The 15,101-nt window shown below is 70.3% G+C and carries 13 protein-coding genes; 12 read left to right on the forward strand and 1 reads right to left on the reverse strand.

The window, feature by feature from the left end; genetic code table 11:
- Positions 1-27: 27 nt before the first annotated feature.
- From ACZ3I4_RS29270 to dapB, 12 genes are all read left to right on the forward strand, one after another.
- Positions 28-1,050, forward strand: a complete 1,023-nt coding sequence (locus tag ACZ3I4_RS29270) for a TRM11 family SAM-dependent methyltransferase (protein WP_465385238.1) — start codon at positions 28-30, stop codon at positions 1,048-1,050.
- A 39-nt stretch (positions 1,051-1,089) separates the two neighbouring features.
- Positions 1,090-1,383, forward strand: a complete 294-nt coding sequence (locus tag ACZ3I4_RS29275; protein WP_465385239.1) for a DUF503 domain-containing protein — start codon at positions 1,090-1,092, stop codon at positions 1,381-1,383.
- Positions 1,384-1,478: 95 nt separating this feature from the next.
- A complete protein-coding gene (gene rbfA / locus ACZ3I4_RS29280) occupies positions 1,479-1,952 on the forward strand; it encodes a 30S ribosome-binding factor RbfA (RefSeq protein WP_465385240.1) in 474 nt (157 codons plus the stop codon).
- Positions 1,949-3,001 (forward strand): DHH family phosphoesterase, encoded by a 1,053-nt coding sequence (locus ACZ3I4_RS29285; protein ID WP_465385241.1) that lies wholly within the window; start codon positions 1,949-1,951, stop codon positions 2,999-3,001. The genes rbfA and ACZ3I4_RS29285 overlap by 4 nt, the downstream gene beginning before the upstream one ends.
- A gap of 509 nt (positions 3,002-3,510) precedes the next feature.
- A complete protein-coding gene (locus ACZ3I4_RS29290; RefSeq protein WP_465385242.1) occupies positions 3,511-4,848 on the forward strand; it encodes an MATE family efflux transporter in 1,338 nt (445 codons plus the stop codon).
- A gap of 17 nt (positions 4,849-4,865) precedes the next feature.
- Positions 4,866-5,747: a tRNA pseudouridine(55) synthase TruB gene (gene truB / locus ACZ3I4_RS29295; RefSeq protein WP_465385243.1), complete on the forward strand. Its 882-nt coding sequence runs from the start codon at positions 4,866-4,868 to the stop codon at positions 5,745-5,747.
- 210 nt (positions 5,748-5,957) lie between these two features.
- On the forward strand, positions 5,958-6,890 hold the full coding sequence (locus ACZ3I4_RS29300; RefSeq protein WP_465385244.1) for a bifunctional riboflavin kinase/FAD synthetase: 933 nt from the start codon (positions 5,958-5,960) through the stop codon (positions 6,888-6,890).
- 133 nt (positions 6,891-7,023) lie between these two features.
- Positions 7,024-7,293 (forward strand): 30S ribosomal protein S15, encoded by a 270-nt coding sequence (gene rpsO, locus ACZ3I4_RS29305; protein ID WP_203724260.1) that lies wholly within the window; start codon positions 7,024-7,026, stop codon positions 7,291-7,293.
- Between the two features lie 192 nt (positions 7,294-7,485).
- On the forward strand, positions 7,486-9,828 hold the full coding sequence (locus ACZ3I4_RS29310; protein ID WP_465385245.1) for a polyribonucleotide nucleotidyltransferase: 2,343 nt from the start codon (positions 7,486-7,488) through the stop codon (positions 9,826-9,828).
- Positions 9,829-9,834: 6 nt separating this feature from the next.
- Positions 9,835-11,169, forward strand: a complete 1,335-nt coding sequence (locus ACZ3I4_RS29315; protein ID WP_465385246.1) for a M16 family metallopeptidase — start codon at positions 9,835-9,837, stop codon at positions 11,167-11,169.
- Between the two features lie 86 nt (positions 11,170-11,255).
- Entirely contained in the window at positions 11,256-12,173 is a 918-nt protein-coding gene (locus ACZ3I4_RS29320; protein ID WP_465385377.1) for a phosphatase PAP2 family protein, read from the forward strand.
- Between the two features lie 137 nt (positions 12,174-12,310).
- Positions 12,311-13,069: a 4-hydroxy-tetrahydrodipicolinate reductase gene (dapB, locus tag ACZ3I4_RS29325; protein WP_465385247.1), complete on the forward strand. Its 759-nt coding sequence runs from the start codon at positions 12,311-12,313 to the stop codon at positions 13,067-13,069.
- 25 nt (positions 13,070-13,094) lie between these two features.
- Here the strand turns inward: dapB and ACZ3I4_RS29330 are convergent, their stop codons facing one another.
- On the reverse strand, positions 13,095-15,020 hold the full coding sequence (locus tag ACZ3I4_RS29330; RefSeq protein ID WP_465385248.1) for a glycogen debranching N-terminal domain-containing protein: 1,926 nt from the start codon (positions 15,018-15,020) through the stop codon (positions 13,095-13,097).
- Between the last annotated feature and the right edge of the window lie 81 nt (positions 15,021-15,101).

Genomic DNA, 15,101 nt, shown 5'->3' on the forward strand with positions numbered 1-15,101 from the left:
GGGGGCCTTGCTGTACCAATGGCAGCTATGTCCCGGTACGCCTTGCTGCTCGCGCCCTCCGCCAACCGCGTCTACGCCGACCAGGCCGCCCGCCTCGCCACGGCCGAGCTGGCCGGGTTCGGGCCGGTCCTGTCCGCCGGTCTCGGCGACATCGAGGTGACCACGCTCGGCGGCGTCGAATACCTGACGTTCACCGGCGACCTGACCGTCCGGGACGTCGCCTACCTGTCCAACCTCTCGGCCGCGTACGCGCTTTTCGAGCGTCCGGACGAGGAACACCTGCGGCCGGTGACGATGACCCCGCTGGCCCGGTACGACAGCGACCTCATCACGATCCCGAAGTACGCGGGCAAGACCAACGAGCAGTTCACCAAGCTCGTGCTCAACCTGACGATCCTGGCCTCGGCGTCGGCCGGCCGGATGCTCGACGGCCATCTCACCGTCCTCGACCCGCTCTGCGGCCGCGGCACGACCCTCAACCAGGCGCTGATGTACGGCTACGACGGCATCGGCATCGAGATGGACGGCAAGGACGTCGAGGCGTACAAGCTGTTCCTGCAGACCTGGCTCAAGCGCAAGCGCCTCAAGCACACCGCCGACCTCGTTCCCGTACGCCGTCAGGGCCGCCGGGCCGCCCGCCGGCTCGAGGTGACCATGGCCGCCAGCAAGGACGACCACAAGGCCGGAGCGGTGCAGAAGCTCGTGGTGCTGCAGGCCGACACCACCCAGCTCGACGGGCTGCTGCGGGGCGGGGTGGCCGACGTCCTGGTGGCCGACCTGCCCTACGGGGTGGCGCACGGCTCCTACGACGACGAGGGCGGCCTCTCCCGGCGCCCGCTCGACCTGCTGGAGCGCGCGGTGCCGCAGTGGCTGCCGCTGCTGCGCCCGGGGGCCGCGATCGGGCTCTCGTGGAACACGAAGGTCGCCAAGCGGGAACTGGCCGAGGACATCCTGCGGGCCAACGGGCTGGAAATCGTGCAGCAGCTGCCGCTCGGGCACCGGGTGGATCAGGGAATCGAGCGCGATGTGCTGATCGCCCGCGGTAATTGAGCCGCGAACTGTCGTACCCCGGCAGTAACCTTCCCGCTGATGTATACCGAGACCGCAGTGTTCGACCTGCTGCTTCCCGGCGACTCACGCTCGCTGAAGCAGAAGCGTTCCTATGTCCGCCCGATCCTCGCGATGCTGAAGAAATACGAGGTCAGCGCAGCCGAGGTGGGCTTTCACGACCTGCACGCCCGGGTTCTGCTGGGCGTGGCGGTGGTGGCCGCCGAGCCGGCCCAGGCCCGCGCCGTCATCGACACCTGCGAAAACCAGGTGGCCGGCCGTCCCGAGATCGAGTTGCTGTCGGTGAAACGTCGCCTGTACGGCGAGGACGACTGAACGGGGGCGTTCGGTCCGGCGGCCGCCTGGGTAGGCTTCAGCAGTTGGGCGGGGGCGTTCGCGAACCCGCGGGATCACAGTCGGAGGTGGGCGATATGTCGGACCCGGCCAAGACGCGTCGGCATGCCGAGCGCGTACGGGAACTGGTGGCGTCGCTGGTACGTGAGATCAAGGATCCCCGGCTCGGCATGGTGACCATCACGGACGCCCGGATCACCGGCGACCTCCGCGAGGCCACCGTCTATTACACGGTGCTGGGCGACACCACCGAGCAGGCGGGCACCCAGGCGGCGCTCGAGAGCGCCAAGGGCATGCTGCGCACCCGCGTGGGTCACGCCCTGGGCCTGCGGCACTCGCCGAGCCTGGCCTTCGTGCTCGACAACGTGCTCGACCACGCCAAGGAGATCGACGACCTGCTGGCCGAGGCGCGTCAGCGCGACCAGGAGGTGCAGCAGCTGGCCGCCGGCAAGAAGTACGCCGGCGACCCCGACCCCTACAAGAGCGAGGACGAGGAAGAGGACGACGAGGACGCCACCGAGCGGGTGGGCGCCCGCGAGGACCAGAGTTGACCTCGCCTGCCCCTACGCGGCCCGGTGTCGAGCCGGGCCGCACTCCTTCCGGCGTCTCCGAGGCGGCCTGGCAGGCGGCCGTCGCGGCGATCCGGGCCGTGCCCCTCGACGCCGAGGTGCAGCTGATCTGCCACGTTAACCCCGACGGCGACGCGCTCGGCAGCATGCTCGGCTTCGCGCTGGGCCTGCGCCGGCTGGGGTTCACCGGGTTGCGGGCCACCTTCCCGGGCGAGTTCGACGTGCCCGAGCCCTACCGTGAGCTGCCCGGGGCCGAGCTCCTGGTTCCGGAACTCCAGGCGTACGGGAAACCGGGGTTGATCCTGATTTTCGACGTGGCCGGCGAGTCACGCCTGGGCGCCCTGGTCAGCCTCCTCGACACCGGCGTTCCGGTGATCGTGCTCGACCACCACGCCTCCAACACCGGGCTGGGCGACATCAGCCTGGTCGACCCGGCGGCCGTCGCCACCTCGGTGGTGGCCGACGAGCTGCTGACCCGGCTGGGCGTCGAGCTGGACGCCGCCATCGCCGAATGCCTGTACGTCGCGCTGGCCACCGACACCGGTTCGTTCAAGTTCGTGCGTCACCCCTCGGTGCACACGCTGGCGGCCCGGCTGATCGCCACCGGCATCAGCCCCGGCGACATCGCCCGCCGCATCTTCGACACCCGCCCGTTCGGGGCCATGAAGCTGGCCGGCGAGGTGCTGGGCCGTGCGATCCTCGATCCGGCCGCCGCCGGTGGTCGCGGCCTGGTCTGGACCTATGCGACGACGGCCGACCTGGAACGGCATCACCAGCGCCCGTACGTGCTGGAATCGCTGATCGACCCGGTTCGCGGTGTGGCCGAGGCCGACGTGGCCGTGGTCGTCAAGGAGCTGACGGCCGGCGAATGGTCGGTGTCGCTGCGGTCCAAGGGCGGCGTCGACGTCAGCGCGGTCGCGGTGGCCCTGGGCGGCGGCGGTCATCGACTGGCCGCCGGTTTCACCGCGTACGGCAGCCCGGACGACGTGATCGCCCAGATCGTCCCCCTGCTGGACGCCCACCTGTCCTGACTCCTCTTTTCGCACAACTCTTTTGAACAACGCGCGGCGAGCTCTCTCGCCGCGCGTTTTCTTGTCTCCAAGTGACTGTCGGGTAGCGGCTGGGTGTCTCGATTGGTGGGAACACCGCTCCAACCGGCGGAACTGAACGATAGTTTGGTACCTGAACGGTGATTTGGTTTTGCGCGGCCGTGACCACCGCCCGCCGTGGAACCTCGAGCCACCCGGGTTCACCCATCCGGGTCGCGTCACCCAGCGCCAAGTGCCCGGCGATCCCGGGCCGGCCCCGATGTGACGCCCGCTCGACCGAATCCAGAGGACGCGTGCCCCAGTGCGCCGCGCCCGCACCCACCGTGGAAGGACACGATCATGGCTGCCAAGCCCAAGCCGCAGAGCACCGACGAAGCCCGCGAGCAGGCCCGACGCGCCCTGCAGACGTCGATGGACACTCGCCAGTAACCCCTGAGTAAGCCCCTATCCGCCTTGCAGTCCTTACGGTCGGGCGGGCATCATGAGTAACCATGAGCCCGCCTGCCCGGCCCCCCGCTGAGGCGATCGCCCGGCAAGGCACGTCCGCGCGCAAGATCGCCTCGCTCGCCCTGCCCGCCCTCGTCGTGCTGGCCGCCGAGCCGCTCTACGTGCTCGTCGACACCGCCGTGGTCGGTCATCTCGGCCCGGTGCCGCTCGCGGCCGTCGCCGTCAGCGGTTCCGTCATGTCGGTGGCCGCCTGGCTCGGCACCCTCATGTCGTACGGCACCACCGGACGGGCCGCCCGTCGCTTCGGCGCCGGCGACCGGGCCGCCGCCGTGGCCGAGGGCGTTCAGGCCTCCTGGCTCGCCCTGTGCGTGGGCGTCGTGCTGGCCCTGCTCGCGCAGCCCCTGGCCGGACCGCTGGCCCAGGCCCTCGCCGGGGACGCCGAGACGGCCGACGCCGCGGCCGGATGGTTGCGCGTCGCCGTGCTGGGCGCGCCCGGCCTGCTGCTCGCCGCGGCCGGCAACGGCTGGATGCGCGGAGTGCAGGACACCCGGCGCCCCCTGATCTTCGTGCTGGGCGCCAACGTGCTGTCCGCGATCCTGTGCCCGGTGCTTGTCTATCCGGTCGGCTGGGGCCTGACCGGCTCCGCGATCGCCAACGTCGTCGCGCAGAGCGTCTCCGGCGCCTTCTTCCTGTACGCCCTGTTCCGCGAGACCAAGCAGCTGCGCCCCAGCCCGCAGGTCATCCTGCTGCAGCTGCGCCTCGGCCGGGACCTGCTGATCCGCGGCGGCGCGTTCCAGGCCTGTTTCCTCTCGGCGACCGCGGTGGCCAGCCGCTTCGGCGTCGAGTCGGTCGGCGCCCACCAGATCGCGCTCCAGCTCTGGTTCTTCAGCGCGCTCGCCCTCGACGCGGTGGCGATCGCCGCCCAGTCGCTGGTCGGGGCCGCGCTCGGTGGTGGCAGCGCCGACGAGGCCAAGGCTGTGGCCCGCAAGGTGACGATCGCGGGCGGCCTCTCCGGCGTCGCGTTCGCCCTGCTCGTCACGGTCGGGGCAGATTCGATCCCAGGCTGGTTCACACCCGACGAGGGTGTGCACGCCCAGGCGGCGATCATCTGGCCCTGGTTCATCGGGCTGATGCCGTTCGCCGGCGTGGTCTACGCGCTCGACGGCGTGCTGATCGGGGCCGGCGACGTCCGCTTCCTGCGCAACATCACCCTGGCCGCCGCCCTGCTGGGCTTCCTCCCGGCGATCTGGATCGCGTACTTCTTCGACCTCGGTCTCGGCGGCGTCTGGGCCGGCCTGGCCCTGCTCATCCTGATCCGCTTCGCCACGACCGTGTGGCGCTGGCGCTCCGGGCGCTGGGCGGTCACCGGAGTCACACGCTGAGAACTTAGGGTGGTCCGGTGAATGCGGACGGACTGATCGTGGTGGACAAGCCGGCGGGGATGACCTCGCACGACGTGGTGGCGCGGATCCGGCGGCTGGCCAAGACCCGGCGCGTGGGCCACGGCGGCACCCTCGACCCGATGGCCACCGGCGTTCTGATCATCGGCGTCAATCGAGCGACGCGCCTGCTCACCTACGTGATCGGCTCGTCCAAGAGCTACACGGGCACGATTCGCCTGGGCCAGTCGACGATCACCGACGACGCCGAGGGCGAGGTCACGGCGACCGCCCCGGTCGACGGCGTCACCGGCGAAGCCATCCGCGACGGGCTGGCCGGGCAGCGCGGCGAGATCGACCAGGTGCCGAGCGCCGTGAGCGCCATCAAAATCAACGGCCAGCGGGCGTACAAGCGGGTGCGCGAGGGCGAAGAGGTCTCGATCCCGGCCCGGCGGGTGACGATCTCGCGCCTGGAGGTCCTCGACATCCGCCACACTCCGGACGCGGTCGACATCGACATCGACGTGACGTGCTCGTCGGGAACGTACATCCGCGCGATCGCCCGCGACCTCGGCACGCTGCTCGGCGTGGGAGGTCATCTGACCGCCCTGCGCCGTACGGCCGTGGGCGGCCTGACCCTGGCCGAGGCGCGCACGCTCGAGCAGCTCGAGTCGGTGGCGCCGGATGTGGTGTCGTTGCCTATGGCCGAGGCGGCGCGGCAGGCTTTTCCGCAGCGCGAGGCGACCGCCGAGGAGGCTCGGGTGCTGAGCCATGGTGGGCCGCTTGCGCCGGTCGGGATCGATGGTCCCTACGCGGTGTTTGCCCCGTCGGGTGAGGTGCTGGCCATCGTTTCGGAGCGGGATGGGCGGGCGCGGGCGGAGATCGTGCTGGCTCCGGCCTGATCGCCGTCGTCGTCGTGATGGGCCGAGCGGCCCTGTGGATAACCCGGCTCCGCAGCTTGACAAGCGCGTAACGTCCTCCCCATTTCCCCAGGGCGGGTGGGGGTTTGGGATGGCCGTACCTCCTGCACAACCTGACAAATCGCCTGTTATTGCCCGCTCGGGTGGACCTATACGCTGTCCGGGGAGCGAGGCTGACCGGAGGCGCGAGACATGCAGCGGTGGCGGGGATTCGAGGCTGTGCCCGGCGGGTGGGGGCGCTCGGTCGTCACGATCGGGGTCTTCGACGGCGTGCACCGGGGCCACCAGGCCATCATCGGGCACGCCGTGAAGCGGGCCCGTGATCTGGGCCTTCAGTCCGTGGTGGTGACCTTTGACCCGCATCCGGCCGAGGTGGTGCGGCCCGGGTCGCATCCGGCCGTGCTGACCGAGCCGGTGCGCAAGGCCGAGCTGATCGAGCAGCTGGGGGTCGACGCGCTCTGCGTGGTTCCTTTCACTCCGGCGTTCTCGCAGCTCAGCCCCGAGGCGTTCGCGCATGACGTGCTGGTCGAGGCGCTGCACGCGGCGGCCGTGGTGGTGGGGGACAACTTCCGGTTCGGGCACCGGGCCGCCGGTGACGTGGCGCTGCTCGAGCGGCTGGGTGTGCAGTTCGGCTTCACCGTCGAGGACGCGCCGCTGGTCACCGAGGACGGGCTGGTCTTCTCGTCGACGTACATCCGCAGTTGTGTCGACGCCGGTGACGTGCGCGCGGCGGCCGCGGCGCTGGGCCGGCCGCACCGGTTGGGCGGCGTGGTCGTGCGGGGTGATCAGCGCGGGCGCGAGCTCGGCTTCCCCACGGCCAATCTGATGGTTCACCGTTACGCGGCCGTGCCGGCCGACGGCGTCTACGCGGCCTGGCTGATCCGCGGCGGGGAGCACGCCGCCCGGCTGCCGGCCAGCGTCTCGATCGGCACCAATCCCACCTTTTCGGGCCGCGAGCGGCGGGTCGAGGCGTACGTGCTCGACTTCTCCGGAGACCTGTACGGCGAGCGGGTCAGCCTCGATTTCGCGGGCCACCTGCGCGAACAACGAACGTACGATGCCATCGAGCCGCTGGTCGCCCAGATCAACCAGGACGTGGAAGAGACCCGCGCGCTGCTTCAATGAGGCCCTGGTAGGGTTGAGACGACGTCGGATGTCCGACGCCGGACTTACTGCTGCACAGCTCCCGCCTGCCTGCTCGACGCCGCGGGCCGCGGGGAAGTTCGGATCTTATCGGCAGCACAGAATCACGGAGAACATGGCGCTCGATCAAGAGACCAAAAACAAGATCATCGATGAGTACAAGGCGCAGGACGGCGACACCGGTTCGCCCGAGGTCCAGGTCGCGATGCTGACCAAGCGGATCGCCGACCTGACCGAGCACCTCAAGGTGCACAAGCACGACCACCACAGTCGTCGTGGTCTGCTTCTGCTGGTCGGCCGTCGCCGGCGCCTGCTCAACTACGTGCAGAAGAAGGACATCGCGCGCTACCGGACGCTCATCGAGCGTCTCGGCCTGCGCCGATGACCTGACGGGGGAGTGGCCGACCGGCCGCTCCCCCGACATGTATCACTCGGACCCGCGCGGAACGCAGTAAGCCACCGGTCCTCGGTAGTGGTTCCCAGGAAGACCTGCCTGGGCACTTCGATCGAAGACCGGCAGCTGCGAAAACCGCGCTGTGTTGACCGCCGGGTCCTCGACGAAGGAGTACCGCACCACATGACAGAGCAGACCGCTCTCGGCACCGAATCTCGCACCGCCGTAATCGACAACGGCACCTTCGGAACTCGCGAGATCACGTTCTCCACCGGCCGCCTCGCCATGCAGGCCGCCGGCTCGGTCATCGTCCAGCTGGGCGAGACCGTTGTCCTCTCCGCGACCACGGCCGGCAAGCAGCCGAAGGAGCACTTCGACTTCTTCCCGCTGACCGTCGACGTCGAGGAGCGGATGTACGCCGCGGGTCGCATCCCCGGCTCGTTCTTCCGTCGTGAGGGCCGGCCCAGCGAGGACGCGATCCTCACCTGCCGCCTGATCGACCGGCCGCTGCGCCCCTCGTTCACCAAGGGCCTGCGCAACGAGGTCCAGGTCGTCGAGACCGTCCTCGCGCTCGACCCCGCCCACCCGTACGACGTGGTCGCCATGAACGGCGCCTCGATGTCGACCAAGCTGTCCGGCCTGCCGTTCAGCGGCCCGGTCGGCTCGACCCGCGTCGCGCACATCGACGGCCAGTGGGTCGCCTTCCCGACCATCGAGGAGCTCGAGCGGGCCACCTTCGACATGGTGGTCGCCGGTCGCGTCCTGGCCGACGGTGACGTCGCCATCATGATGGTCGAGGCCGAGGCCACGCCGCACGCGGTCAAGCTGATCGCCGGTGGCGCCGCCGCCCCGACCGAGGAGATCGTCGCCGGTGGCCTCGAGGCCGCCAAGCCGGCCATCCGCGAGCTCTGCCGCGCGCAGAGCGAGCTGGCCGAGATCGCCGCCAAGCCCGTCGCGGAATACCCGGTCTTCCTCGAGTACCAGGACGACGTGTACGCCGCCGTGGTCGAGGTCGTCCGCAGCGAAACCGCCGAGGCCCTCAAGATCGCGGCCAAGCAGGAGCGCGAGGAGGCTCTCGACCTGGTCAAGGCCAAGGCCCACGAGCTGCTCGACGAGCGCTTCGAGGGACGCGAGAAGGAGATCAGCGCCGCCTTCCGCTCGGTGACCAAGAGCGAGGTGCGCCAGCGCGTGCTGCGCGACCAGGTCCGCATCGACGGCCGTGGCCCGCGCGACATCCGGCCGCTGTCGGCCCAGATCGGCGTGCTGCCCCGCGTGCACGGCTCGGCCCTGTTCGAGCGCGGTGAGACCCAGATCCTGGGCGTCACCACGCTGAACATGCTGCGCATGGAGCAGGCGCTCGACACCCTGGCGCCGGAGAAGTCCAAGCGCTACATGCACAACTACAACTTCCCGCCGTACTCGACCGGTGAGACCGGCCGGGTGGGCTCGCCCAAGCGCCGCGAGATCGGTCACGGCGCGCTGGCCGAGCGGGCCCTGGTGCCCGTGCTGCCGTCGCGCGAGGAGTTCCCGTACGCGATCCGCCAGGTCTCCGAGGCGCTGGGCTCCAACGGCTCGACGTCGATGGGCTCGGTCTGCGCCTCGACGCTGTCGCTGCTGAGCGCCGGTGTGCCGCTGAAGGCGCCGGTCGCCGGCATCGCCATGGGCCTGATCTCGGACGAGGTCGACGGCAAGACGCAGTACATCGCGCTGACCGACATCCTGGGCGCGGAGGACGCGTTCGGCGACATGGACTTCAAGGTCGCCGGCACCAGCGAGTTCGTCACCGCCCTGCAGCTGGACACCAAGCTCGACGGCATCCCGTCGGACGTGCTGGCCGGCGCCCTGCAGCAGGCCCACGACGCCCGCGCGACGATCCTCGGCGTGATGGAGGCCGCGATCAGCTCTCCGGCCGAGATGTCGGAGTACGCCCCGCGCGTCACCTCGGTCAAGATCCCGGTCGACAAGATCGGCATGGTCATCGGGCCCAAGGGTCAGACGATCAACGCGATCCAGGACGAGACCGGCGCCGACATCTCGATCGAGGACGACGGCACGATCTACGTCGGCGCCACCAACGGCCCGTCGGCCGAGGCCGCGGTCGAGCGGATCAACGCCATCGCCAACCCGACGCTGCCCAAGATGGGCGACAAGTTCCTCGGCACGGTGGTCAAGACGGCCGCGTTCGGCGCCTTCATCTCGCTGCTGCCCGGCCGCGACGGCCTGCTGCACATCAGCAAGGTCGGCGACGGCAAGCGCGTCGAGCGGGTCGAGGACTTCCTCAACGTCGGCGACAAGGTCGAGGTGTCGATCGCGGACATCGACGCCCGCGGCAAGATCTACCTCGACAAGGTCCGTCCCGAGGGCGAAGAGGCTCCGGCTGCTCCCGCCGCCGGTGCTGCTGCGGCCGAGGGTGGCCGTCCGCCGCGCGAGTCGCGCGAGCGGAGCGAGGGTGGCGGCGAGCCCCGCCGTCGCCGGTCGCGCCCGGCCGGCGACCGTGGTGGCGACCGTGGCGCCCCCCGCGAGTAAACAACTGTGACAGCGAGTTCCCGCGGGCCGGCCGGAAAGCCGGCCCGCGCCGTCACCCAGACCCTTGCGGACGGCGCCAAGCGCACCACCCTGCCGAGCGGGCTGCGCATCGTCACCGAGGCGATCCCGACCACCCGCAGCGCCTCGCTCGGCGTCTGGGTGGGCATCGGATCGCGCGACGAGACGCCCGGCATGTCGGGCGCCTCGCACTTCCTCGAACATCTGCTCTTCAAGGGCACGCACAAGCGCACCGCGCTGCAGATCTCGGCCGAGATCGAGGCCGTGGGCGGCGAGACCAACGCCTTCACCACGAAGGAATACACCTGCTACTACGCGCGGGTGCTGGACGCCGATCTGCCGCTCGCGGTGGACGTGCTCTGCGACGCGGTGGCCGACTCGATCATGAACCCGGCCGACGTCGAGACCGAGCGCGGCGTGATCCTCGAAGAGATCGCGATGCACGAGGACGAGCCCGGTGACGAGGTGCACGACGTCTTCACCGAGGTCGTCTTCGGCACCCACCCGCTGGGCCGGCTGATCTCGGGCACCGAGGAATCGATCACCCCGATGACCCGCAACCAGATCCACGGGTTCTACCGGCGGCGCTACACCGCCCCGAACATCGTGATCGCGGCCGCGGGCAACCTCGACCACGCCACCGTCGTGCGGCTCGTCCGCAAGGCGCTGGCCGGCACCGCGCTCGACTCCGGCCCAGCCGACCCGGCCGGACCCCGCTCGGGCTCCAAGCGGGTGCCGACCCAGAAGCCGCACACGGTCGTGCGCAACCGCGACACCGAACAGGGCCACCTGGTGCTGGGCGGGGTCGGGATCGGCCGCCGTGACGAGCGCCGCTTCGCCCTGGGCGTGCTCAACAACGTGCTCGGCGGCGGCATGTCCAGCCGGCTGTTCCAGGAGATCCGCGAGAAGCGGGGCCTGGCCTACTCGGTCTACTCGTACGCCAGCCAGTACGCCGACGCCGGCCTGTTCGGCGTGTACGCCGGCTGCGCGCCCGGCAAGGTGGAAGAGGTCCTCGACCTCACCCGCACCGAACTCGAACGGGTCGGAACCAAGGGCATCACCGCCGAGGAGATCGCCCGGGGCAAAGGCATGGTCAAGGGCTCGTACGTGCTGGGCCTGGAGGACACCGGGTCGCGGATGAGCCGCCTGGCCAAGTCCGAGCTGCTCTACGGCGACCTGATGTCGGTCGACGAGCTGCTCACCCGGGTCGACGCGGTGACACCGGACGAGGTGAACGAGATCGCGGCCGATCTGCTGACCCAGCCGATGTCGCTCGCCGCCGTCGGGCCCTTCGACGAAAACGCGTTCGGCACGCACCGCTAACCTTGGTCCCCGTGACGACGCTGGAGACTCCACCGCCGCCCGCCCCCGCCATCACACCCGATCAGCGGAAACGCCGGATCATCGGGATGACGGTGTGGGCGGCGGCCTTCGCGGTTTTCGTGTGGCTGGTCGGCGTGCCGACCAGCGATCCGCTCACCGCCTTCGGCTGGCTCTGGCTGGCCACGATCGCCTGGCGCAACTATCTGCCCTGGCGCGAGCACCTGCTCTTCCTGCGCGACTGGGGCCCGGTCGTGGTCCTGCTGATCGGCTACAACCTGTCCCGCGGCGCGGCCGACAAGCTGTTCGCCCCGCACGTCCAGTTCATGATCGACGCGGACGAGGACATGTTCGGGTGGCTCACCGGCGGCCGGATCCCGACGATCTGGCTTCAGCAGCACCTGTACGACGCCAACCACGTGCCCTGGTGGGAGGTGGTGACGACGGTCGTCTACATCTCGCACTTCCTCACCGTGCCGACCGTCGCCGTGATGCTGTGGCTGCGCAGCCGCAAACTGTCCTACCGCTTCATCCGCCGCTGGATCACGCTGAGCTGCGCGGGCCTGATCACCTACTTCCTCTACCCGGCGGCCCCGCCCTGGTGGGCCTCCGACGAGGGCTACCTGACCGAGACGGTCGCCCGCTTCTCGTCCCGCGGCCTCGACGTGATCGGCCTGCACGGCGCCGGCAACACCCTCAACGCGCTGCAGGCCGACCAGTCCAACCCGGTCGCCGCCATGCCGTCACTGCACACGGCGTACGCGATGATGGCCGTTGCCTTCTTCCTGCCGATGGTGCGCCGGCGGTGGTGGCCGCTGCTGCTGGCCTACCCGCTGGCGATGACGTTCACGCTGGTCTACACGGGCGAGCACTACGTCATCGACGTGCTGGTGGGCTGGCTCTACGTGGCCGGCACGTTCTTCGTCGTGGGCCGCGCCGAGCGCTGGTGGGTCAGGTCCCGTCGTCCGGATCACGAGGGGCTGCGGCGTGGCCCGGATGGCGCCTGACGGCGTCCGCGAGGCGACCAAGTACAAAGCCGGTACTAGGCCGCCTCGCGGCCGACGTCAGCCACCACCCGGACCTCGCCTCGCTCCCGCGTGATCCGAACGACGGGACCTGCGAAACGGTGCGTTAAGTTATCCGGGTGACTCAGCAACCTGACCCGATTCGCGTCGGCGTTCTCGGAGCCCGGGGCCGCATGGGCCTCGAAGTGTGCAAGGCGGTCGACGCGGCCGGCGACATGGAACTGGTCGCCATGATCGATCAGGGTGACGAGCTGTTCCAGGCGTCCGATGCCGGCGCCCAGGTGTTCGTCGACTTCACCACGCCCGACGTCGTGATGGACAACCTGCACTGGGCCATTGATCAGGGCATCAGCATGGTTGTCGGCACTACCGGGTTCACCGAGGAGCGGCTCGGTCAGGTGCGCGGCTGGCTCGACGGCAAACCCGGCGTCGGCGTGCTGATCGCCCCTAACTTCGGGCTCGGCGCGGTGCTGATGATGCAGTTCGCCACCCGGGCCGCCCGCTATTTCGAATCCGTCGAGGTCATCGAGCAACACCACCCGCGCAAGCTGGACGCGCCCAGCGGCACGTCGACGCACACGGCCAAGCTGATCGCGCAGGCGCGGGCCGAGGCGGGGCTCGGACCGATGCCCGACGCCACGAAGGAAGAGGTCGACGGGGCGCGGGGAGCCGACATCGATGGCGTACGGGTTCATTCCGTACGGGCCTCGGGTCTGGTTGCCCATCAGGAAGTGCTTTTCGGGTCGCTCGGCGAGACGCTGACGATCCGCCACGACTCCCTCGACCGGGTGTCCTTCATGCCGGGAGTGCTGCTGGGTGTGCGGCGGATTTCGCAGCACCCGGGATTGACCGTGGGGTTGGACAGCTTTCTCGATTGAGTGCTGCCGCGGTGACGTTGCCCGGTCAGATCAGCCTCACGCCTGGTGGCAGGCCGGTGAGTTTTCCGCCGGTGACCGAGACCGGGTGGCCCGCGATGCGTAAGCCGGTGACGTCGGGGGCGTCCGGGAGCGGGTTCAGACGGACGACGCCGTTGGGGACGTCGGGCTGCAGGCCCAGCCAGCACTGGGTGATCAGCACAGAGGCGGCAGCCGACCAGGCTTGTGGGTGACACGAGGCCGGATAGGGCATGGGGCGGTTGAGGTCGGCGCGGGCGTCGCCGGCGTACAGCTCCGGGAGCCGGAAGCCGAAGGCCTCGCCGGCGGTGAGCAGGCCGTCGATCAGGCGGGTGGCCTCGATGGCGAAGCCCGCCCGGCCCAGGCCGGCGGCCACGATCGCGGTGTCGTGGGCCCAGACCGAGCCGCAGTGGTACGACAGCGGGGCGAAGCCGGCGTCGGCCGACGACATCGTGCGCAGGCCGTAGGCGCCGGACATTTCGTCTGAGGACAGGGCGGCGGCGACCAGGGCCTCCTCGTTACCGGACAGCAAGCCGGTGGCCAGCAGGTGGCCGATGTTGCTGGTCAGGGCGTCTACTGGGCGCTTTTCGCGGTCCAGGGCCAGGGCCGGGTAGCGGCCGCCGGCCACCCAGAAGGCGGCGCGGAACCGGGTGGCCAGCTCGTCGGCGTACGAACGCCAGCGGTCCCCGCCGGGACGGCCGAACGCGTCGAGCAGGGCGGCGCCGTCGAGGGCGGCCCGGTACGCGTAGCCCTGCACCTCGGCCAGCGCGATCGGCGGGTCGGCCAGGCGGCCGTCGTGGAAGCGGACCGCGTCGTGCGAGTCCTTCCAGCCCTGGTTGGCCAGGCCACTCCCGGTCGGATCGAGGTATTCGAGGAAGCCGTCGCCGTCCGGGTCGGCGTGATCGGCGAGCCAGCCCAGCGCCGCCTCCAGCGCGGGCAGCAACTCGGCGATCCCGGCCGGGTCATGGCCCCAGCGCCAGGCGTCGTGCAGCAGGCTGACCCAGAGCAGGGTGGCGTCGATCGTGCCGTAGTAGACCGCCGGCAGCCGCCCCTCGACCTCCACGTCCGACCGCCGCAACTCGTGCATGATCTTGCCGGGCGCCTCGCCGGTCGCGGGATCGACCTTGGTGCCCTGACGGCGGGCCAGCACCCGCAGCGTGCCGAGGGCCAGGTCGGTGCCGAGCGGCAGCATCATCCGGGCGGCCCACAGGCTGTCGCGGCCGAAGAGCGTGAGATACCAGGGCACGCCGGCGCCCAGAAACGTGTCGCCGTCGTCGATCGCGGTGGTCAGGCGCAGCGCGGCCAGGTCGTCCAGGGACTGGTCGAGGAGGCGGGCCAGACGCTTGTCGGGGCCGGTGACCGTCGGACGCGAGAAGGAGCCGCGCGGGCCGGGGAACATCACGGCGTGCGGATCGTCCACCTCGAGCGACCAGCGCAGGACGACGGTGGAACCGGGCGGGATCGTCACCGTGCGGTCGAGATCGCCCTGCAGACGTACGGGGAAATCGTCGTTGACCGGAGGCCCGGCGTTGCCCGACTTGACCTGCTCGATCGGCGCGAGATCACTGGCCGTCGAGATCGTGACAGTGGTCGTCACCGGCGCGTCGGCGGTGGAGGAAATCGTGATCTCCTCGTCGAGGCCGCCCGCCCGGACCCGGCGTACGCGATCAATGCGCACCGTCGGGTCGGGACCGGGATTGCCCAGCCAGCGGGCCAGGCTCACGAACCGCGTCGCCCCCGGTCCGGCCTGCGCGTGACCGATCGGCTCGGGTTCGCGGCCGTCGAGGCGCAGCAGCGCGAGCGAGAGCACCCGGCGGTCGGCGTGGAACACCCCCTGCACGCCGCTGGCCCGGATCTGACCGTCGGGCCCGGAGAGCGCCGAGGTGGGCGCGGCCAGGGTGGGCACCAGATCGTGCAGAAGCGGCTGCAGAGACAAGGTCGAACTCCCGGGTTGACAGCGGGCCGGGGCAAAGGCAAAGTGCGAAACAACCCCGTAACTTGATCGATCCAATCTTGC

Source organism: Actinoplanes sp. NPDC021490, from assembly GCF_055562135.1.